Source organism: Flavobacterium rivuli WB 3.3-2 = DSM 21788, from assembly GCF_000378485.1.
Classification (GTDB): Bacteria; Bacteroidota; Bacteroidia; order Flavobacteriales; family Flavobacteriaceae; genus Flavobacterium; species Flavobacterium rivuli.
Genome location: NZ_KB899966.1, coordinates 274,988 through 295,268, shown reverse-complemented (window position 1 = coordinate 295,268; position 20,281 = coordinate 274,988). Strand labels below are relative to the sequence as shown.

General features: G+C 41.2%; 31 protein-coding genes. 22 read left to right on the top strand and 9 right to left on the bottom strand.

Going from position 1 to position 20,281, the window contains the following annotated elements:
- Window positions 1–10 precede the first annotated feature (10 nt).
- The 3 genes from F565_RS0101415 to F565_RS0101405 are packed head-to-tail and all read left to right on the top strand — an operon-like array spanning window position 11 to window position 605.
- Window positions 11–199 carry a hypothetical protein gene (locus F565_RS0101415; RefSeq protein WP_020211404.1) on the top strand — a complete coding sequence of 63 codons (189 nt, stop codon included), beginning with the start codon at window positions 11–13 and terminating at the stop codon, window positions 197–199.
- Window positions 199–417 (top strand): hypothetical protein, encoded by a 219-nt coding sequence (locus F565_RS0101410; protein WP_020211403.1) that lies wholly within the window; start codon window positions 199–201, stop codon window positions 415–417. Before F565_RS0101415 ends, F565_RS0101410 begins: the two co-directional genes overlap by 1 nt.
- Window positions 411–605 (top strand): hypothetical protein, encoded by a 195-nt coding sequence (locus F565_RS0101405; protein WP_020211402.1) that lies wholly within the window; start codon window positions 411–413, stop codon window positions 603–605. Before F565_RS0101410 ends, F565_RS0101405 begins: the two co-directional genes overlap by 7 nt.
- A gap of 33 nt (window positions 606–638) precedes the next feature.
- Here the strand turns inward: F565_RS0101405 and F565_RS0101400 are convergent, their stop codons facing one another.
- On the bottom strand, window positions 639–1,334 hold the full coding sequence (locus F565_RS0101400) for a LamG domain-containing protein (protein ID WP_020211401.1): 696 nt from the start codon (window positions 1,332–1,334) through the stop codon (window positions 639–641).
- Window positions 1,335–1,502: 168 nt separating this feature from the next.
- Window positions 1,503–1,862: a hypothetical protein gene (locus tag F565_RS0101395; protein WP_020211400.1), complete on the bottom strand. Its 360-nt coding sequence runs from the start codon at window positions 1,860–1,862 to the stop codon at window positions 1,503–1,505.
- Between the two features lie 138 nt (window positions 1,863–2,000).
- On the opposite strand from F565_RS0101395, the gene F565_RS0101390 reads away from it, so the two are divergent.
- The 4 genes from F565_RS0101390 to F565_RS0101375 all read left to right on the top strand — a co-directional run bounded on the left by F565_RS0101390 (window position 2,001) and on the right by F565_RS0101375 (window position 3,753).
- Window positions 2,001–2,213, top strand: a complete 213-nt coding sequence (locus F565_RS0101390; RefSeq protein ID WP_020211399.1) for a hypothetical protein — start codon at window positions 2,001–2,003, stop codon at window positions 2,211–2,213.
- Between the two features lies 1 nt (window position 2,214).
- Window positions 2,215–2,874, top strand: a complete 660-nt coding sequence (locus tag F565_RS0101385; protein ID WP_020211398.1) for a hypothetical protein — start codon at window positions 2,215–2,217, stop codon at window positions 2,872–2,874.
- A 2-nt stretch (window positions 2,875–2,876) separates the two neighbouring features.
- Window positions 2,877–3,413 carry a hypothetical protein gene (locus F565_RS0101380; RefSeq protein ID WP_020211397.1) on the top strand — a complete coding sequence of 179 codons (537 nt, stop codon included), beginning with the start codon at window positions 2,877–2,879 and terminating at the stop codon, window positions 3,411–3,413.
- 115 nt (window positions 3,414–3,528) lie between these two features.
- Window positions 3,529–3,753 carry a hypothetical protein gene (locus F565_RS0101375; RefSeq protein WP_020211396.1) on the top strand — a complete coding sequence of 75 codons (225 nt, stop codon included), beginning with the start codon at window positions 3,529–3,531 and terminating at the stop codon, window positions 3,751–3,753.
- Here the strand turns inward: F565_RS0101375 and F565_RS0101370 are convergent.
- The gene (locus F565_RS0101370) at window positions 3,750–4,226 is read right to left on the bottom strand and encodes a hypothetical protein (protein ID WP_020211395.1); all 477 of its coding nucleotides are present in this window, start codon (window positions 4,224–4,226) and stop codon (window positions 3,750–3,752) included. The two genes, F565_RS0101375 and F565_RS0101370, sit on opposite strands and share 4 nt — an antisense overlap.
- On the bottom strand, window positions 4,223–4,771 hold the full coding sequence (locus F565_RS21020) for a hypothetical protein (RefSeq protein WP_020211394.1): 549 nt from the start codon (window positions 4,769–4,771) through the stop codon (window positions 4,223–4,225). Before F565_RS21020 ends, F565_RS0101370 begins: the two co-directional genes overlap by 4 nt.
- Before the next feature lie 21 nt (window positions 4,772–4,792).
- On the opposite strand from F565_RS21020, the gene F565_RS0101360 reads away from it, so the two are divergent.
- Entirely contained in the window at window positions 4,793–4,975 is a 183-nt protein-coding gene (locus F565_RS0101360) for a hypothetical protein (RefSeq protein ID WP_020211393.1), read from the top strand.
- Here F565_RS0101360 and F565_RS22220 read toward each other — a convergent pair.
- The 5 genes from F565_RS22220 to F565_RS22215 all read right to left on the bottom strand — a co-directional run bounded on the left by F565_RS22220 (window position 4,972) and on the right by F565_RS22215 (window position 10,316).
- Window positions 4,972–6,243 carry a phage minor head protein gene (locus F565_RS22220; protein ID WP_154652501.1) on the bottom strand — a complete coding sequence of 424 codons (1,272 nt, stop codon included), beginning with the start codon at window positions 6,241–6,243 and terminating at the stop codon, window positions 4,972–4,974. The genes F565_RS0101360 and F565_RS22220 overlap by 4 nt on opposite strands.
- A 167-nt stretch (window positions 6,244–6,410) precedes the next feature.
- Window positions 6,411–7,634: a phage portal protein family protein gene (locus F565_RS21010; protein ID WP_020211391.1), complete on the bottom strand. Its 1,224-nt coding sequence runs from the start codon at window positions 7,632–7,634 to the stop codon at window positions 6,411–6,413.
- A complete protein-coding gene (locus F565_RS0101345; RefSeq protein WP_020211390.1) occupies window positions 7,627–8,085 on the bottom strand; it encodes a phage protein Gp36 family protein in 459 nt (152 codons plus the stop codon). The genes F565_RS21010 and F565_RS0101345 overlap by 8 nt, the downstream gene beginning before the upstream one ends.
- A 159-nt stretch (window positions 8,086–8,244) precedes the next feature.
- On the bottom strand, window positions 8,245–9,765 hold the full coding sequence (locus F565_RS0101340) for a hypothetical protein (protein WP_020211389.1): 1,521 nt from the start codon (window positions 9,763–9,765) through the stop codon (window positions 8,245–8,247).
- Entirely contained in the window at window positions 9,765–10,316 is a 552-nt protein-coding gene (locus F565_RS22215) for a hypothetical protein (protein WP_020211388.1), read from the bottom strand. Before F565_RS22215 ends, F565_RS0101340 begins: the two co-directional genes overlap by 1 nt.
- A 182-nt stretch (window positions 10,317–10,498) precedes the next feature.
- On the opposite strand from F565_RS22215, the gene F565_RS21000 reads away from it, so the two are divergent.
- From F565_RS21000 to F565_RS0101265, 14 genes are all read left to right on the top strand, one after another.
- Entirely contained in the window at window positions 10,499–11,488 is a 990-nt protein-coding gene (locus F565_RS21000; protein WP_020211387.1) for an HK97 family phage prohead protease, read from the top strand.
- Between the two features lie 13 nt (window positions 11,489–11,501).
- On the top strand, window positions 11,502–12,386 hold the full coding sequence (locus F565_RS0101325; RefSeq protein ID WP_020211386.1) for a phage major capsid protein: 885 nt from the start codon (window positions 11,502–11,504) through the stop codon (window positions 12,384–12,386).
- A gap of 13 nt (window positions 12,387–12,399) precedes the next feature.
- Entirely contained in the window at window positions 12,400–12,675 is a 276-nt protein-coding gene (locus tag F565_RS0101320; RefSeq protein ID WP_020211385.1) for a hypothetical protein, read from the top strand.
- 4 nt (window positions 12,676–12,679) lie between these two features.
- Window positions 12,680–13,126, top strand: coding sequence for a CHAP domain-containing protein (locus F565_RS0101315; RefSeq protein WP_020211384.1), 447 nt, complete (start codon window positions 12,680–12,682; stop codon window positions 13,124–13,126).
- Between the two features lie 3 nt (window positions 13,127–13,129).
- The gene (locus F565_RS0101310) at window positions 13,130–13,630 is read left to right on the top strand and encodes a hypothetical protein (protein WP_026299816.1); all 501 of its coding nucleotides are present in this window, start codon (window positions 13,130–13,132) and stop codon (window positions 13,628–13,630) included.
- Window positions 13,631–13,636: 6 nt separating this feature from the next.
- On the top strand, window positions 13,637–13,975 hold the full coding sequence (locus F565_RS0101305; protein WP_020211382.1) for a hypothetical protein: 339 nt from the start codon (window positions 13,637–13,639) through the stop codon (window positions 13,973–13,975).
- Window positions 13,975–15,198 (top strand): DUF2586 family protein, encoded by a 1,224-nt coding sequence (locus F565_RS0101300; RefSeq protein WP_020211381.1) that lies wholly within the window; start codon window positions 13,975–13,977, stop codon window positions 15,196–15,198. Before F565_RS0101305 ends, F565_RS0101300 begins: the two co-directional genes overlap by 1 nt.
- Before the next feature lie 3 nt (window positions 15,199–15,201).
- Window positions 15,202–15,618 carry a hypothetical protein gene (locus tag F565_RS0101295; protein WP_020211380.1) on the top strand — a complete coding sequence of 139 codons (417 nt, stop codon included), beginning with the start codon at window positions 15,202–15,204 and terminating at the stop codon, window positions 15,616–15,618.
- 2 nt (window positions 15,619–15,620) lie between these two features.
- Window positions 15,621–15,947, top strand: a complete 327-nt coding sequence (locus tag F565_RS0101290) for a hypothetical protein (RefSeq protein WP_020211379.1) — start codon at window positions 15,621–15,623, stop codon at window positions 15,945–15,947.
- A gap of 95 nt (window positions 15,948–16,042) precedes the next feature.
- The gene (locus tag F565_RS22995) at window positions 16,043–16,198 is read left to right on the top strand and encodes a hypothetical protein (RefSeq protein ID WP_020211378.1); all 156 of its coding nucleotides are present in this window, start codon (window positions 16,043–16,045) and stop codon (window positions 16,196–16,198) included.
- Window positions 16,191–18,125, top strand: a complete 1,935-nt coding sequence (locus F565_RS0101280) for a tape measure protein (RefSeq protein ID WP_020211377.1) — start codon at window positions 16,191–16,193, stop codon at window positions 18,123–18,125. The genes F565_RS22995 and F565_RS0101280 overlap by 8 nt, the downstream gene beginning before the upstream one ends.
- 2 nt (window positions 18,126–18,127) lie before the next feature.
- On the top strand, window positions 18,128–18,799 hold the full coding sequence (locus F565_RS20995; protein WP_020211376.1) for a DUF6046 domain-containing protein: 672 nt from the start codon (window positions 18,128–18,130) through the stop codon (window positions 18,797–18,799).
- A gap of 14 nt (window positions 18,800–18,813) precedes the next feature.
- On the top strand, window positions 18,814–19,785 hold the full coding sequence (locus F565_RS0101270; protein WP_244874854.1) for a hypothetical protein: 972 nt from the start codon (window positions 18,814–18,816) through the stop codon (window positions 19,783–19,785).
- Window positions 19,778–20,281: a hypothetical protein gene (locus tag F565_RS0101265; protein ID WP_020211374.1), complete on the top strand. Its 504-nt coding sequence runs from the start codon at window positions 19,778–19,780 to the stop codon at window positions 20,279–20,281. Before F565_RS0101270 ends, F565_RS0101265 begins: the two co-directional genes overlap by 8 nt.

The following is a 20,281-nucleotide window of genomic DNA, read 5'->3' as shown; positions in this document are numbered from 1 at the left end:
ATAGATAATCATGCCAAAACAGAAATATGCCAAAAATGGCGAAGCCGCCGCAGCTTACGAATGCAGTAAGCGCACCTGCAAATGGCAGGGTACTACCGACCAAAAAGCCGAAAAGTATAACGGCTATGGCATTACAGAGCATGTTTGCCCCAAATGCGGTAACAACTCATTTTACGGACTATTAAACCCTGTAACGTAATGAAAGCACTTATAAAAGAGATCAGGCTGTATTTAGCCGAGAAAATAATCTATTGGTTTTTACCTGAGGTGTACCAGGTAGTGCATGGCAATGGCGCACGCCTTTCCACTTGGCTAACGTTCGCAATAATAAACCTGACTTTTCAAATAATCGGCTCTTTTACAGCAGGCTGTTTTCTGGGCGAACTCTTAATTAAACTATACTTAAAACTATGTTAGAGCAAATAAAAAATAGCAAAGCTTATAAAAAGCTTAACCAGTTCCAAAAGGATTTGGCAATAAGGCGTAACAACCGCCTGCAAATAGAAGATGCAGTAATTACAGCCCGTGCCATTGGCTTGGCTGTATGGAAAGAAAATAACGCACTGCCTAATAACTGGCGTGCTATAGTTGAGGAAATAGCATAAAACAGGCGAGCATATTTGCTCGCCTGTTTTATTTTAATACTTTAATCGATCTAGATTTTCGTTTAATTTAACTACTGCATTGTAAAAGCTCTCCCTCTTTTCATTATTAAAAACTCCCTCCAAAACCACTAACGAGTGAACCCTATAACTGCCACTAACTTCCCCAGTTTTTGCGGTTCCTAATATTAATTCCGATGTGCCGTTAAACTGCAAATCAAATTTAAATTCTTGTCTCGCAGCTTCTACATTATTTATAAAAATTCTCATTATTGAATATGATGCAGAATGCCCATATTCGATAAGAACGTTATTAACTTGATTGCTACGAAAGGTCTGTAGTCCAGGTTTAATGTTTAGGGAATATGTTTCTCCGTAATTATCAATTAATCTATATACAAGATTATTACGTGCATCTAAATATAGAGAGAGTGAATTTTTATTATCGTTACCTAAATCCAATAAGAACTTACGGCTATTTAAATCTAAATTTGTTACGTCTATGAATAATGATACACTTAATCCAGGAAGCCCATCTTTAGTCTTATCTAAGCCAAATTCTGTTACGCCTTGTATAATTCGTTGTTCTGACTCATTCGCACTTTGTTTAGACTTTAAACTTTGCAACTCAGCAATGTTGTGATTTGCAAGCCAAATAATAAGAACTGATATTATTGGAGAAACTCCCCACAAAATCGCGCGCCAAATAGTAATTTTTGTATCTATAGTCATATTATTTCATTATTTGAAAAACATAGTAAAAGAAATTTTGTACAAAATTATAAAAAAAGCCACTCGTTAGAGTGGCTTAATCTGTAAAGATAAAAATATCAACAATTTAAATTTACACGTTGTGAAGTAAAAAAAACAATTAATAATTCACACCGCGAATATAATTATTTATTTAGAGTTTCTACGTTCCTGCCAACTGGGTAAGTTCATTACCCTCTTTTCTTCAAGGCGTTCTAATTCTGCCCGCCGCATCCGGGCTATAGATTCATTGTTTTCCATTGTGCGTTTATAAAGTTCTTGCTGCACACCCGCATACATGTTGCAAAGCACCATGTGCGGCATATCGTTAGTAAAATTATTTTGCCACACTATATGCCCATTATACTTTAAAAATACTGTAGCGGTACGCTTTTTAATGCGCCATGAAATTATGAGGCTAAGCTTATTAGCAATTACACGGCATTCGGACACCACCTTATCAAGTTCGCCTAATCTTACATATTCGTTATTTACTGAATGTAACTCCATAACAGCAGCAAATGTAAAAAAGTCTTTTAAATGTATGATTATTTTCTATGTGTAACAAAAGTTAAAAATACCTATTGATGGGTATTTACTATAATTCGTAAATATGTTAATTTCACATTTTAATTTAAACTAACAAATATGGCTGATAAAACTATTTACGATTTGGGACTTCACGAGAGTACCAAAATCGTTAGCAAACTGGGAACTCAGAGTAATGTAGAGTACAAAGTAACACGAGTACCAGGAGGCTGGTTATATTCTACCGTTGCTCAGACAGGTAGAGCTGCCGTTTTTGTACCTTATAATGATGAATTTAAAAAAATACAAACTCCAGGTGAAGTGTTTAAATAATATGAAAAATATATTAATACTGTTAGCAGCTCTATCCTTAGTGGCCTGCAAAGAAGGAAATATTGAGAGCACAATTCCTACTGATAAAGAAGCAACTGCGGAAATAAGCAAAGAAGAATTTGCAAAAAATGAAAAAGCGTCATTTGCCCACGATGTAAAGATCATTGATTCTCTTAAGAGTAAGTTTCATATAAAGAAAGATGAATTTGATAAATCAGTTTGGATTAATCATAAAGCGTTTGGTACAAAGTACTGGCCTAATAGGTGTACATTAGCTGTATACATACGTGAGGATGGCAGCTACTACACACAAAGTAACTATTATGGCGAAGATTGGGTTTTTCATACCAATGTACAAGTTAAATTAGGCGATGAAGTTTTTACGTCTGAAACCATACCTACCTACAGCAAAAACAATATTAAAGATAATGACGGCGGCCAAGTTTGGGAAGTTGTACAATATACTGAGAATACCCCCGATATTGCACAGGCAATATCTTACTATGACGGCAAGGGACCCGTTAAAATCCGCTTTAACGGCCGTCAAAGCTCCCACGATGTAGTATTAAGTAAAAGTGATAGAAAAGCTATTACTGAAAGTATTATGTTTGCAGAAGCTTTAAAAGGCACGTTTGGTAAAATAGGAGCTCCAAAGATATAACAATGAAAAAATTAATATTACTTACCGCGTTACTAATTGGAATGTTTGCCCAGGCACAAGACATTGGTTATTTACAAAAGTTGAAAGCTTTGCCATCTGAGGCAGATGCTCTAAATGTGGCTAATGAGATTGCATCATATAGCAAAGTAGAACTCCGGATTTATAAAACTATAGATTCTCCTACACAAAAGAATTTACGTTATGTATTTGCTCCCGCACAACTTTCAGATAAAGAAATTTCGGGTCGTACTTATAACGAGGGCCAGCCTAATATATTTACTACAATTGATTTTGTATATTATAATGAAGGCGAAAATTCCGACCTTGAAAAGACAGGTGTTAAGAAGTACAGACTTAGTACAGTACAGACTATGTATTTAAACCTGTTTCCTTATTGGAAACAATATTTTAACCCGTCAGCCGATACTGAAAAGACACTAACGGATTATAAGAGCCAACACGTTAAGGACATTCCTAATGCGATTAACTATTATATTCAAAAGCAAGGCGGTTCGTGGGTATTAAAAAATCAATCATAACAAAAGCCTCTCAGTTTAAGAGGCTTTTTTGTATCAGAAAATTTTAAGGCTACTTTAACACAACCTACTAAAATTTTCTTATAATCCGCCAAATATTATATATATTTGTGCCATTATGTCACCTACTGTAAATCTCAACACATTACGACGTTATAAGCTTATTCAGGAATTGTACTTAAAACACAAGACCGAAGATATATCAACGTGCCAGGTACTCAGGAAATATATTTATCCTGTGTACCCAATTTCGCGTGTTACCCTTTACAATATTTTAAGTACTCAGGTAGATAAGCAGCTTAAAGAGTTAGAAAGCTCCAGGCAGCTTAAAATGGCTGTTTAAACATTGTTTAAACCCATACTGTAAAACACTTTGTGTTGCTGCACACCATCATCACGCCCGACTTTGCTCCCTGACACCCGCATAAGTTTACCCTGACCCTCTACCGGTGCCCATCCATGTATTTCGGCATGTATGCGCTCCTTTATCATTTTTATGTGCCATGCCTGTTGCTTTTGTTGTAAAGGTGCTTTCGCACTTGTGTTGGTAAGCTTTACATTAGCAATAGTAAGCACAATGGTTAGCGTACCCTGTTGCCTGTTAATGGGACTTAACCCGCGCTGCATGCCTATGTCGCTGTAACTTTCGCTTTGCTCATCTATAAGGCAGCAAGGCCATTTAACGGGGCAGTTTACGCCATAATCGTCAAGCTGCCCCCAATCTTCATCCACATAGTTAAGCAATGGTCTTGTAGTTTCGCTATCTACAGTAATTGCTGCAATTTTATCCTGAATATTTTTGAAAATTTCTATCATCGTCTTAAATGGTTTTTAATATAACTGTCTATTATGTGCAGGTGGTTATCCGCATGTTTTTTTACAATTACTGTTACCTGTGGATGGTTGCCTATGAACTGGCGTTTAGTGATCTTAATTTTAGAACCTACTTTTTTAAGTGCTAAAGCTTTCCATTGTCCGGCCTCGCCGGTTAACCGTTCGTTCTTTTTACTTTTGGAGGCTGAACCATCTTTTTTGGTTGTAATAGCTCCGGCTGCTTTATAGTACATTGCCCAAAAGAACTTTTGCATTTGTACCGTTACCGTAATTTCGCCACCCTCATTATTTATTTTGGCGTATGGCAGGGAACTACTCCAGGTTATCATGCCTGTAACTACATTATACTTAATAGATCGGCGCAAAGCACCGGTTCGCATCATGGCACTGCCTTTAGCATTCTTAAACTTTGATACCGGCCATGCCTGGTCAAAAAATGCTTTTCTTTCAAAGTTTCTTTTGTATTCCTCATTGAGTTCTACAGCAACATCATTTGTTATTTTATTTACTAAGCCATTGATATCCATATTTTTTATACCTTTGTATTTATGACAGCACACCCAAACAATCCTTATCAGGATAACGAGGGCAATCCTAAGCCCGGCGAACTTCGCCTTTTCCTTGATTGGGAAAGGGATTATGAACTTATGCGCCGTAAAGAATTGCCACCTGAGCAAGTTGCTGAGCTTGAAAAAGCAGACAGCCATCTTGCTGCTAAAATGAACTCTTAAAGTTCCTCCAATTCAATTTCTACCCCTTTGTCATTTCTGATAAAACTTTTTACCTTGAACTGAGAACCTTGTTTATATAGTACTTCTTCCTCAGTTGGAAATTCTGAAAGAGCTTTAACCGACTTGCCATTTTTGCCGACAATTTTAAAGACCGTGTTACCATCAAACTTTCTTGTAAAATCGTTAGACGTTGACATGTATGCAGGTTCTAAATATGGTTTACCTGTTTTAAAAGCATTCTCGTAAGCATCTTGGATATCTTTAGCAAGCCTGGCACCTCTATATGAGGTACCTTTAAAGGATGGTAGTTTATCAAGTCCGCTATCAGTTACCCCTATAAGTGCATCAAGGTTATTTTTAGGAGGTATCCTGCCGGCTCGTAAATACTTATTCATTTCATTGTAATAACTGCCTGTATACCTGTTTATACCTAATACTTCCGCAGGTCTCAGGTTTGGTGCTATGTCCATAGCATTACTGTAAAAAGGCCTTTCTTTTACCATAATGGCATCATACCCCGTATACCTGAATACCCGATCATCTAAATGCGAAGTGTCTGCTACTTCTGCCTTAACCACATCGGCACCGCTCACTTTATTATATGGATGGTTTGGCGGGAAAATTACCTTTTGCACACCCGGATTAAAACGGAATATCTCTAAGCGGTTCTTACCGTCCTTACCTATCTGACTGGTGGCAGCTTCGCCACGTGTAATAGCAATCTCGGGGTTTGTTTCCTCATACTTGCCGTTAGGAACCTGTACCGCATCGCACCTGCAACCCCAACCGTTAGGCGGGTAATAGGATAACCAAAACGGGTCGTCTATAGGTAGTGTAATATCATGCAGGGCGGCATGTGTATCGCGCACGCGCTCATCTGCTGCCGTACGGTACTGCAAATTATAGTCAGGGTTTAACGCAGCCCATTGCCCTGCCATTTGTGCCGATGTAAGCGCAAAATTATATTCGGCCTCTAAATAGGTTTGGTTATAATTATCTTTAATTTTGGCAATGTCCCGGCTAAACTGGTTAAAGCCTTTTACCTGTCCATCTTCCGTTAATAGCTGCCTTGAAGCCTCAAAAAGTTCTGCATGTGTGCGTAACCCCGAAAACAAATAAATATCGTTCTTAAGGCTGTTAAGCATTGCAGCCGGGATATCATTATCCTGTACTGCATTATTGAAAATCTTGGCAGTATGGCTTACAAGTGCCTTATATTCCTTTACCTTATTTATGTCCTCAGGCTTATAGCTGCCTAACTCATGCATCTTATTAAATGCCTTTTCAACAGTGTTTAAAAGCTGTTTAAAAGGCTTACCTGTAGACAGGGTTACAAGTTGCAGCGGCTTTGCTTTACAATCTTCACAATTGCAATCGTACAGAAATGATAAGCGGCCATGCAATGCCCCAAAATACCCGTTCCAGGCTTTGGGGCTTAAACGAAAAAATCAGGGTTAAGGTTAAGGGATAACGGTTTGTTTTGCTGTTGTACCTGTTTTTTAGGTTCTACAGGGATGCCAAAAGTATCGCTTACCCAATCAGCCGCAATATCGTAATGCTGTAAAGCCTCCTTTGTCATAGACCAAAGTTTATCCAAGTCCTCAGCTTTGGGATAGCCGTAAACGATATTTTTAGGCAGGATGCCCAATTTTTGCAAGCCCGGTATAACGGTGGTATTCCAATATTGCTCAAGCAATGCAAGGTCGCTGTTAACCAAATCGTCAAGCAAGCCCTGCGAAACTTCCTCTTTAGACCGGTTGCCGTTAGCTGTGTCCTGCCCGATAACACCGCCTTGTATAACCATGCTCATTTCATTGTTACAAAGCTGTATCAGGTTCTTATATACCTCCCCATTGGTAGATACACCCTGCGCAAATTCAAACTCTTCTGAGCTGTCAATAATGAACCATGCTGCCGCCCCCATGTCGGTCATCATCCTTTCGGCCTGCCTTAGCATTGCAGGGTCTTGTGTATTGGTTTTCATTACACGCGGTGGTATGCCGTAAATCTCGCAAAGCTCGCTCCAACAGCTTTGGGCAAAGCGTTTCATAAGCACATGAGGCACACAGTTATTAAGCAATCCTAAATCGTCAGGGTCGCCAAACTCCATTATCCACGAGCCATATTCGGGCATATCCCTGTAGTTAAAGTTGCTTAGATCATCGTGGTAATCTTTAAAGAATAAACCATTAACAGGCTCGACATTGGTGCGGGGTATCAGCCCGCATTTAAACAGGCCATCTTCCCACTTAAATTCTACAAGACTATGTTTCCAGTAAATGGATTGCAGGATAAAACGGTTAAGGTTACTAACCCATGTAGCATTTTGATGCAGGTTGGTAAGTTCCTCCAATTCATTACCTGCCATATCGGTAAAAATGAAACTGGCAGCAATGCTTTTATTGATACGGTTTTGTATTTGGCTTCGCAAATGCGCATCCATATATACATCATTAAGCAAAAGCTGAAAAGGCCACCATCTTGGAGCCTCAGCGTTACGGGCAATATTCAACGATTGTACGTAAGCTTTTATATCCTGCCTGGTACGGCTGATGCTCTTTGGTGCAACGCTAAAATTACCGCGTGGTGGCGCGGTCTTAGTGGTTTGTTGTGCGGCAAGGTTAATACCGTCTTTTCTGTATTTTTTAAACTTACTCATGTCTGAACTTTTTACGGCTGCCATAGCTAAAAGGCTTACGGCTGTTATTTTGCTCTGTAGTTGGTGTAAGGGTTGGCAACGATTTTACTGTAATTGTACCGTTAGATACTTTTGTAAGCCATGCTATTGCACGGTCGTAACGCTCTGTAGCTGTTTCTAAAATAATATCGGCATTACAAAGCTGTACCAAGTGCCATTTTGCCAATGTGAGGCAATGCGTTTTTAAAAGTGGATTTCTCGCTTCGCCCGAAGCGTTAAAAATGGCTTCAACGTCGTAAATTAGCCTGCCATCCATGCTATCATGACGGTTGGTATTTTGCTCTAAATAAGAGCGCGCCTCTTCCTCGCCTGCTGCCAATGCCTCTAATACTAAAGCCTCGTCACCCTCTGTTATTTGGTCTACCTGGTAACGGTAAATAACCTGTCCAAAATCTTCAGGTGTTAAGAACATGGCATAATATTTTTTCTAAACCACACGGGTTTATTATTGTGTTTATTGCCTATATAGTATTGTGCAAGGCTTTGACTGTAGATTTCAGGCAAGCCAATTACGTTTACACCAATTTGGAAATGCACCATTGCTATGCATTTAAAGAATCTTTTTTTCATATCAATATTTATAGTTTTGCCTTTTGCCGTAGCTGTAGGTATTTTCACTTTTTGCCACCCTGTTTTGTATAATCCATGTGCCACCCTCTAATAAATCGGGGCCGTCCATAAATTTTGAGTTAGGAGATACCCCAAGAAATTGCTCCTCCATAAGCTGCATGTGCGGATTGTCCTTTTCGTCTTCATTAAAAATTAAATCGCCCTGCCTCCATAATGGTTCTAAAGTGGCTTCGAGACGGTCGTACTTATCGCCTTTTTTACGGGCATCAAGCGATATAGCCAATCTTAATTTCCTAACCACGCCAATAGCAGCTATAAGCTTTTTAAGTACCTGTTGATAGAAAGGGTCTTGCAGGCTGTTGTTTTCCAACCATGTTTGGCAGGTATCAGCACCGTTTTTTATGGCGTATGCTTTGGCATCATAGATGGTTTTCACGAACTCGCTTTGTGTCATACTGCCTAACCATATTTTATAGAGGTAGTATTTACCGGCTTTGTAACCGATTATGCCAGTACCTTTAGTAGATGAGTCTTTTGTCTTTTTATCTGAGGTTGCAGGGTCGCTATAGGTAAGCCATTGCTCGCAGCTTGTTAGCTTAGGGCATTTGCCCCATGCCACCGATTTAAAGAGCTTGCCTATTATGATCGGGTTATTATAATATTCCTTTTGCTGTGAACTTAGCTTTATGGGCTTAAGCGCACGATCGATCATTTCCTCAGTGTTCTTTGTGGGCCATGTAGATTTACCGTTTTTATCCCTGATGTTTACAATGTCGTGTACATCGGCTTTTTTTGCCAGTTCGGTAACACAGCAATATTTGGCAATGATGTTACCACACACTATTATTAATAGCGGTACCGATATAGACCGTGTAGGTATTAGTGCCTGTTCTATCCAGTCCACTTTAAAAGTTACCCTGTCAGGGTTCCTGCATTCCTCATCGGTATCAATATCATCTATCAGTATGCCGTCAGGCCTGTAATTATCGTTACGGCTACCCCTGGGCGATTGCCCCGCACCAAGCGCACGAAACGCTGCACCGGGCTTTGTGATAAATTCGCCAGCCTCCCACTTTACAGAGCCAACCTGGTCGCCATAATCGTTAATTAGCCTGGTGTTATTCTCAAAGATTATTTTGTATGGCAGCAACAAGCGGCAAGCATTTTCATAAGTGTTGCTTACTAAAAGCCAGTTCCTTTTTTTGCCGGTGGCAGTCAACTTAATAACCTCCATCATGGTTCGGGCTGATTTTGCAAGCTCCCGCGACCATGAGCGCACCTCGAACCACTCAGGGTTAGCCATAACCCGTTGGGTGGCTTTCTTATGAAATGGCGCAGGCTCAGACGTGTAAAAATTCGGGAAATAGTATTTAAACCATTCCTCATCGTTTGCCTCTAACCTTTTTATGCGCTTTGCCTTATCTGTAGGCGTTTCGTTAAGGTCTACAGGGGTGGCGCGGCGTGTGTTATCTACAAATGCCGTCCAGTTATGTAATTGTGCCTTATCTGTCTTTTTAGCCATTACTTCATTAAAGAGGTTATGTAGCTATCGCAATAAGTTGTAAGCTGCTTTGCAAAGGCAAAATCTATAGGCTGTATAAACTGGATAAGCTTTTTGGCAACCTCTATAGTGTCTCCTATAGACGTTTCGCTTTCAAGCCTTTTTATGGCCGTTGTAATTTTAGAAATGGCATCGGCATCGGCAGATGTTGGAACATTGCCAATTTTTATAGGGTAATCCTCAGGGTCGTACTTTATGAACTCCAAAGATTCTGCACCCTCAGCATCCTTTAGCTTAACAGGTTTAAGCATAAAGGCAGGGATATCCCTTACTATAGGGCGTGTGGCTATCTCAATATTTTTGCGTTCAAGCTGTGCATACAAAGACTTTAACTGATTGTCTTTAGTAGTAAGCATAGAGACTTTAAGCTCATCCCATTTGCCGTCCTTAACCCATTTGCCAATCGTTTTTTCGGTTACGTTAATTCGTTCCGCAATTTCTTTTTGCGAAAGGTTATCATTCACAAAAAGCACTTTTGCGTAATCCTTTTCTACCTGTTTTAATCTTGCCATACACATCTATTTATTGGCAAAATTGGATTAGTAACCCCATCTAAAAAAAGAGTTGTAAACCAGCTTTACAACATTGTAAAGCTATTAAACACAGGTGTTAAGAAGCTTTACAACTAATTTTTTAATACACATTGCCGCCTAATCTTTGCCATCACAATCAGCGATAACAGCACAGAAATTAAATGGCGAAAAAAGATGTAAAACGATTTGTATTAAGCGATGAGACGGTAAAAAACTCATTTGGTTTTTATGTTGCCACCAAAGGCATAAAAAGAGATCGGTTTGATAAGAACCCTGTAATGCTTTCCAATCACAATAATAATACGATGGCTGTTTTAGGCCGTTGGCTTAACCTTAAAATTGAGGGTACACAACTTACAGGCGAACCCGAATTTGATTTAGACGATGAGGATGCCGCCAAAGTAGCGGGTAAAGTTGACAGGGGTTATATAAAAGGTGCATCGGTCGGGCTTCTTTTCAGTCAGGAAAACCTAAAGGTTATCAACGGCGATGTATGGCTCTTAGAATGTGAACTTGTAGAAGGCACTATTACACCTATCCCATCTAACCCAAATGCTTTACAGCTTTATCTACAAGGCAAAGAGGGCGTACCACTTACCGAAGCCGATGTTAAACAACTGTGTTTATCGCTAATACCCACAGAACCGAATTTAAATTTAGAAACAAGAATGAGTACAAAAATTTCATTGGGTTTGCGCTGCCTTATTGCGCTTGGCCTTAAAGATGCCCCGACTGATGGCATGGAAAAGGCAGAAATAGAAACGCACATTGTAAGCCTTTCGGCTCGTGTTGATGCTGCTGAACAAAAAGCTATTGAGCTTGCAACCGAAAATCAAAAGCTAAAAGCAGAAGCTAAAAACATCAGCCTTGCAGCTCACACCACTTTGGTTACAGATGCGGTTACAGATGGTAAAATCCCTGCTGACAAACAGGAAGCATTTTTAGCGATGGATTTTGAAACTGCTAAAACTGTACTTGACACTATCCCGGCTAAAGCAAACTTAAGTGGTCGTACAGCACCAGGCGGCACAAGAACCCCGAACACCACCGATGTTAAATGTATCGATGATTTCGTGGCACTTGATCAAAAGGCGCAGCTTGCCTTTAAGAGCGAAAGGCCGGACGATTACAACAAACTATTTTCTAACTAACACCGCATAGTAAATGCCAGCAAATTTTCCAGAAGTTTGGGAATCAAGAGTTCGCCAAATATTAACCACGCAGGATATAGCCCCTTGGCTTGACGGCATCCCTGAGCTTGACGGCGAGGTAATGACTTTAGGACAGGGTACCGCCACCGAAAAGAATATCATACACGTTTCAATAGAAACATTGAGGCCTGAAGTTTTGATTAACAACAATACGTACCCATTAGATATACAGGTGCATGAAGATGGTAGTGCTACCATTACCCTTGATAAGTACCAAACAAGGCCAACATCCATTAGCGATGATGCTGCTATGGGCGCGAGTTATGATAAGATAGACAGCACTACAAATGGGCATCGTAGAGAAACTGCCACATCTAAAAACAAAAAAGCAATCCATGCACTTGCACCGCTACAGAACAGCGTAAATACACCTGTCTTGGCAGTTGCTGCTGACGGCGATGTTTTCAATGCTATGGCTGATTTAGCCACATTAATGACAAAAGCTGATTTCCCAATCGAGGGCAGGCGTATAGTATTTCAACCTGATCACGTTAACTGGTTCCTTAAAAATAAGGAACGTTTTGCCAACCTTTTTGTAGACCATAACACAGGTAAACTGAGCCAAACCATTGCGGGTTTTGAGTGTTATGCCTATTTGGGAATGCCGATGTACACATCTGCCGGTGTTAAAAAGGCTTATGGTGCGGTTGCAGGTGCAGGCGATAAAATGGCATCAGTTGCATTTTGTGTTAACAACGTAGGTAAGAAAACAGGTACGACAAAAATATATTTTTCGCCTGCTTCTGCAAATCCAACAACGCAGACAAACATCTTTTCATTAAGGCATTACTTTATCGCTACACCCGTAGAGCTTAAGTATTACGGTGCTATAATCTAACCCACTTTCAAGCATGAACGAAGCATTAATGAGCCTTATAACAGCAGTGGTTACTGCTGCTGTTACCTGGTTCCTATCAAGGCGTAAAACGAACGCTGAGGCTAAGCTCGCTGAACTTGATGCAGCCAAAACCGCAGCAACATTTTACCAAAACCTGTTAGATGATGCTTCGCGCAGGCTTGATACAGCAATTAGCACCATAGATAAGCAGGATATAAAAATCAAGCTGCTTATTGAGGAAATAGAACGCCTTACAGACGAATTAAAACGATACAAACAATTAAAATAAAAGCATGACACCTACTGCATCCGCAGCCTTAAAAATAGCCAACAGCCAAATAGGCGTAATAGAAATTCCAAAAGGGAGCAACAGAGGCCCCGAAGTCGAAATATATTTAAAATCCGTTGGGCTGGGCGGCGGTTACAGTTGGTGTATGGCTTTTGTTTACTGGTGTGTTGCTCAGGCAAAATTGAGCAACCCGCTAAAAAGGACAGGGGGCGTACTTAAACAATGGAACGATAAGCCCGAATTACGCAAAACTACACCCGAACCCGGCGACATCTTTATAATGGATTTTGGTAACGGTGCAGGCCATACCGGATTTGTTGAAAAGGTTTTACCAGGTGGGATTATTCAAACTATAGAGGGTAATACAAATGCAGATGGCAGCCGTGAGGGCTATGCAGTATGCAGGCGAACCCGCAAAATATCTGCCTGCAAAGGCTTCTTAAGAATTTAATCTATGAAAAAATTAGAACTAAAATGTTGGGGCTTTTTCTTAGCCATGTTATTCATAATGGCCGCGCCTTTACTGCTTTCGGGGTGTAGAACCGCTTTACCTCCCGAAAAAGAAAGCACGGTCATTACGGTAAAAGAAACGCTGCACGACACCACTTTTATAGATGTACCGGACAGCAGCGCGGTAAAGGCGCTCATTGAGTGCCAAAATGGTAAGCCCGTACTTAAACAGATCATAAACGCGACACCAGGCAGGAAATTAAGAGCACCAACGCTAACGCTTAAAAATGATACCATTGGATGCGATTGCCGTTCTGACAGCCTAAAGCTGTATGCCTTTTGGAAAAGCAAACAGGTTACCACTAACACCGAAAAGCAAATCCCTGTATTGGTTGATAAGCCTTTAAAATGGTGGCAAAAAACACTAATAGGTATGGGCTTCATACTATTAATAATGCTATTGGTTTTTGGTGGTTGGATAATTGAGTACAAACTTAAAAAATAAGAGATTTTGAAAAATATTTTAATACTGGCAGTTGTTGCCGCCGACATTTTTAAAGAAAACCCAAGCCTTGACCTTTATTTTGAGACCAGCGATGGCGAAGCATTTTACAAATTACAAGATGCCAAGAACCATGCAAAAGGGCTTAAAGATACTATGGTTAAACCTGTAGAAAGGGCTGAGCAAAAAGAAGCTGCACCTGCAAAGCAAAAGTTTGAGGAAGTTGTTGCACAAATTGAAGCAGCAACAACACTTGAAGATTTAGAGGCCTTTAAAGCCGATACCCGCAAAGGTGTAATTGCAGCCCTTGACAAAAAGACTGCTGAACTTACTAAACCTGCTGAGTAATGTCTTTACCAAACATTAGTATAAACTTTCAGAACGGCCAGTTAGGCCAGTACCTTGATACACCCGATGGGGTGTTTGGGTTACTGGCAAGCGCGGCGGCTGTGTCTACCACCTTTTTGCTAAACACCCCTTATATGGTGCGCGGCATGAGTCAGGTAGCGGCATTGGGCATTACACCCAGTGTAGATAATTACGTGCTGTATAAAACCCTAAAAGAGTTTTATGCTGAGGCGGGAGACGGTACGGAGCTTTGGCTTATGGGACTGGCAAAAACCACGAAAGTAAGCGACTGGTTTACTGTAGATGTTGGTACAGGTAAAACACCTGCAGAGAAACTTCTTGATGCTGCTAACGGCAAGCTTACCATGTTGTTTACAGCATTTTCGCCAACAGGAACCTACGCGCCTGTAATTACAACGGGCATAGATGCCGATGTATGGGCGGCACTACCTTTAGCGCAAACACTTGCCGAAAACTACACTAAAAACAGGTATGCCCCTTTTTACACCTTGTTTGAGGGCTACGCTTTTGACGGTATTAAAACAGCAGTTAAAGACCTTTTAACGCTTGATTATGACCGATGCCAGATTATGCTTGGCGATACTCAAAAGCGCACAGGCGTACCTGCAAGTAAAGGCGCAGCAACAGGCCTGTTAGCAGGCAGGAAGGCTAAGAGCCCTGTTAACGCAAACCCTGCAAGGGTGCGCGATGGTGCTGCAAATACACTTACTGCCTATATCCTTGATACACCGGCAGAATTGTATGATATAGCCGCGCTGCACGATAAAGGCTACGTGAGCTTTAGAAACCATACAGGCCGTAGCGGTTACTTTTTTACAGACGATCCTTTGACCACTCCTATAGATGACGATTATCATTACGGCACCCATCGCAGGACAATTGATAAAGCGTACAGGCTTGCTTATGATGCCCTGATTGAGTTTTTACTTGACGACAGCACCGTAAACCCCAACGGCACCATTGATGTAATGGTGGCAAAAACTATAGAAACCGCAGTTATTAGTGCCATTGGCAATAACATGACCGGCGAACTTTCGATAGATGCAAACGACCCTAAAGACCTGGGTGTAATTTGTGTGGTAGACCTTACCAATAATGTTACATCAAGTTCACGCCTTAAGCTGTCTAAACTACAGATTAAGCCACGAGGGTATTTTAGATATATAGACGTACCACTGGGCTTTGTCCCAATAACAAATTAATAAATGGCTGGATTTGATAGCAGAGATTATGAATGGGGCGATATAACGCTTATTGCCGGTGGGCACGATGTTCTTAGTGTACGTGGTGTAAAACACGCTGCTAAGGCTGAGAAAGAACCTGTATACGGTAAAGGGCGAAAGCCTCTATACATAGGCACAGGCAACTTTAGCTATGAGGGTTCTTTTACCATGCTAAAAAAAGATTACGATGTGCTTTGTGATGCCGGTAACGGCTCCATTTTAGGGCTTGTGATGGATGCGCTTGTGGGTTATGGTAATCCATCTACAGGTAATGCCAACAGGACTAACCGCATTGTAAGCTTACAGTTTACTGAGGAAAATGAAGAAATGAAGCAGGGCGATAAATTTCAGGAAATGGAATTGTCATGGATTGCTATTGACATACTTAAAAACGTTTAACAATGCAGGCAACAAAACCTACACCACCAACAGTAGACCAGGTAACGCCCGAAGTTATCGCGGCATGGAAAGCACAGCATGGCAGAGTATATAAAATACCATTAGAAACGGGCGAAGTATGCTTTGTACGATCTCCCAAAATTAAAGAGATTGAGGCGGCACAGCCCAACTTGCAGGCAGGCAAATTTATTACTTACAATATCTTTTTGTTTAACACCTGCTTTTTAGGTGGTGACGATGTAAAAGACGATGAGGCCAAACTCATGGCTGCTGCCGGAATGATGATGGAAACCGTCGAAACCATTACAGCCACTTTGGAAAAGCTTTAGCGGCTGCTTCATTAACCTGGAACATTCCTACAGGCGAGGCACCGCAAAAAACACCAAAAACGCAGACCGTTACAAATGCCGAATGGTGTAAGCGAATGTTTGAGTGGACTACGTGGCTCAGGCAGATAAACATAGGCCTTACCTACCACCTTAAAATTAACCCCTATAACTTAACCTTAGACGAATGGGCGCGCCGTGTGCGTGAACTGGATTGGATAAGGGCGCAGGAAGCAAAAAAACAGAATGGCTAACATACTTGAATATACCTTAAGCCTGCAAGACAGGATGAGCAGCAGGCTCAGGCAGGTAGGCATTAATAGTGATGCAGCCCTGAACCGTTTTGTTGCTTTAGAGCGCAGGAGCCGCGAAGTAAGCCAGGCTCTTAGGGATAGTGGTAACGCAGTGGGAGCCTTAAAGCAAAAACTTGACCTTTTACGGTCTGAAAGGGAATGGATACCTGAACGCAATATAAGCACCATACAACGCTATAACCGCGAAATACAGGGACTTGAAAGGCAGATTACCCGCCTTGAAAGCCATACGGGCGGTAACATGGTGGGCAGGTGGTTTAAGGATGCCTTTAACCAGGTGCCATTTGCAGGCCTGCTAACCAACCCGCTTGTTATTGCCGGTGCCATTGGCGGTGCAGCCATTAAAAAAGGCATACAAAGCGACATGCAAAACACCAGCTTTGAAGTGTTGCTTGGCAGCGAGGATGCCGCTAAAAAAATGGTTGCTGATATTACAAAGTATGGTATGGAAACCCCATACGATAAAATGGGGCTTGGAGAGGCGGCTAAAATGATGCTTGGCTTTGGTATAGCTCAGGATAAAATAATGCCTAACATGCGCGCCATTGGCGATATAGCTATGGGCGATGCCAATAAAATGAACTCGCTAACATTGGCTTTCTCTCAAATGAGCAGCGCGGGTAAACTTAACGGGCAGGACTTGCTACAGATGATCAATGCAGGATTTAATCCACTTGGCATCATTAGTAAAAAGACAGGTAAAAGCATGGCTTACCTTAAGGACGAAATGAGCAAAGGCAAAATTTCGTCTCAAATGGTTACCGATGCCTTTATGAGTGCCACCAGTGCAGGCGGCCAGTTTAATAACATGGCTGTCCTTATGGGGCAAACTACAGGCGGTAAAGCGGCACAGCTCCTGGATAAGTTTACTGAAAAACTACTAAAAATATACGAGTACATTTCGCCAATAGTGAATGTTCTTATAGATTTAGGAGGTGCAGCCCTTGACGCTGTTAGCAACGGTATTGGGTGGCTTATTCAAAAATTCAGTGAGGGTGGCCCCGTAATTACCGGGATAGTTATAGCACTTGGAGCATTGACCGCATCATTAATAATTATGAAAGCTATTTCAATGGCTCAGGCAGCATGGACAGGTATAGTTACGGTGGCTAACATGTTGCAAACGGCATCTTGGTGGTCTTTAAATGCCGCTATGCTTGCTAACCCTATGACATGGATTATTGCCGGTGTAATTGCGCTTATAGCCCTTATAGGTTTTCTAGTGTATAAAGTAGACGGTTGGGGCGAAGCATGGCACCATACGATAGAGGGTATTAAATCCATATTTGGTGCAGCAATGAGTTATTTAAAATTCGGTTGGTTAGCATGGCAGCATGTTATCTTATCCGGCATTGACCTCATAAAAATAGCATGGTTCAAGCTTAAAAGCCTTTGGGATAAGGACGGCGCAACCGTTGAGCTTGCCAAGATAAAGCAAGCCTCAGATAACCGTTTAGAGGCTGTAAAATCAGAGGGCAAAGCGATCATAGACCAGGGCAAAGCAGGTATAGACCATTTTAAAAAAGCAGGTGGCAGCCTTAAGTTTAACGATAAGAGTTTAGGCGATTTTAAAAATGACATGTTGGGCGCAATGGGTATGGGTGGTATTTCTGACCCAAAAGGCACACCCGGTGCAGGAAAAGTTACTACAGGACTGGGCGAAAGCGACAGCAACTTAGAAAAATCTAACACAGCTATTGCCACCGGTGGCAGTAAGACCAACTACATAACGATAAATCTGCAAGAAATGATTGGTATAAAAGCCAATACCGTAAATGGCAGCAAAGAAGAAATTGAAAATATAGGCACACAAGCCACCGACCAATTATTAAGAACGTTGGCAATGGCAGATACAGCAGGCAGTTAATTATGGCACTAAACAACCAACAAATTTTATATGCATCGCTTTTAGGTAGCGGTATAGTTAAAAGCTTACCCCGCTTTGAAGTGATACAAAACGAACTGCAAAAGCATGTTTTACCGGGTCTGCCATTGTTTCCGGTGCAGCCTCAGGCTAATAATGTACAGAAAGGGCAGGCAATAGAACCGTTTGCTACTAACCAGGCACCCGCGCCTATACCGGAAGATAAACAATTTTTCCCATTGTCTTTTAGCCTCACAGAGAACGGCGAAAAGTTCTTACTGCCTTATGAAACTATGATCAATATTGGAGGTAAAAATATATTAGTGAGGCGCAATGTGGCTAAGTGGAAAGATGTACCTGGTGTGGCTGAAATTGAGGGTACAGTTAAAGAACGGTTTAGCAGGGATGATTATACTATCGAAATCACTGGCGTTTTAATTGGTTCCCTGCTTACCGGTAGTCTTGCAGATTGTTACCCTATAAATGATTTTATAAAGCTTAAGGAATATTTGACAGCTGCCAAAGCTTTATATGTTTGGTGTGAACCCTTACAGCTTACAGGGATAAACCGAATTGCCGTTGAAGATTTCTCATGGCCTTTTACTAAAGGCGAAAATGTGCAGGCTTATACAATTAAAGCATACAGTGATAAAAGTTTTAATCTAATACTTACCTGATCATGTTTTATGATATGGATTGGGCTATTACGTTTACCACGGATGGCCAAGATCATGATTTACTGACAATGGCTGAATGCTCTATTATATGCAGTGTTGACAACCTTGCCGATACGGCAACTATAGTATTGCCTGAGGCAGTTTTTAACGAGGTTATTTTAAAGGATATTGAGAGCAAAATAAAACGAGGCAGTAGCGTAGTGATAAAGCTTGGTTATGATGGAAACCTTGAAACTGAGTTTACAGGTTTTGTTGAGAACATTACTACTAACGATAACACGCTTAAAATACTTTGCGAAGATGCCCTTTTCTTATTCAGAAAGTCGGTTAAAGATGTGGAGCTAAAGCCTACCAGTGTAAAAAGGATAGCGCAGCTACTGGTTAACCAGGTAGACCCATCTTATAAAGTAAGCTGCGATTATGACATAAACTACGAAAAGTTTACCATACATCAGGCAACCGCCTATGATGTATTGCGAAAGTTGCAGGAAGAAACTAAAGGCAATATCTATTTTGATGCCGCCACTAAAACACTCCATATACACCCGCCATACGTGGAAAAGGGTGGCGAAGCGAAATTTTCGTTTCATCATAATATAGAAAGTTCGTCCCTTAATTACAAAAGGGCAATCGATAAAAAAGTTGAAGTGCATATAAAAAGCACCTCGCTTGATGGCAAGGTCAAAGAAGTGGTGGCAGGCGTTACCGGTGGCGACCGCATAACCCTGAACGTGGGGCCTATGAGCGATGCAGATATGCGGAAAATTGCACAGGCTGCCCTTTTAAAAAGCAACTATGATGGTTATGATGGCACATTTGACAGTTGGTTAATTCCTGTTGTACGCCCAACTTATACCGTTGAGCTTATAGACCTGGACTATGAATTTAAAAACGGCAGGTACTATGTAGTTGCAGTAACAACAACATTTGGTTCAGGCGGCGGCAAGCGTACCGTAACAATAGGCATTAAAGTAGGAAATGGATAAAGCAGCCCAAATTAAAGCCCTTATAAAAAGCATTGTGGATGCTGATGCTAATTACCCAGTGAGGGGCACAGTTGAGAGTGTAGACGGGCAAACGTGCAGCGTAAAGCTTGTAACCGGGCTTGTAGTTACTAACGTTCGTCTTAAGGCAGTGATTACCGATACAGCCGATTATTTACTCATAACCCCAAAGGTAGGCAGCGATGTACTGATGCTAAGCGGTAATGGAACCCTTGACGACCTTACCGTAATAAAAACAGACCAGGCACAGAGCATGGAGCTCTCGCAGGGCGGCTTGATACTATTGCTTGATGGCACAGACAGCAAAGTTACGGTAAAGAATAACAATGCAAGCCTGGTAGATATTTTTGGCGATCTGGCCGACTTGCTAAAGCTGCTAAAAGTAACTACACCGATGGGACCAAGCGGCGTGCCATTGCCCGATACAATAACAGCCTTAGAACAATGGCAGGTAAAGGTTAAACAGCTTTTAAAATAG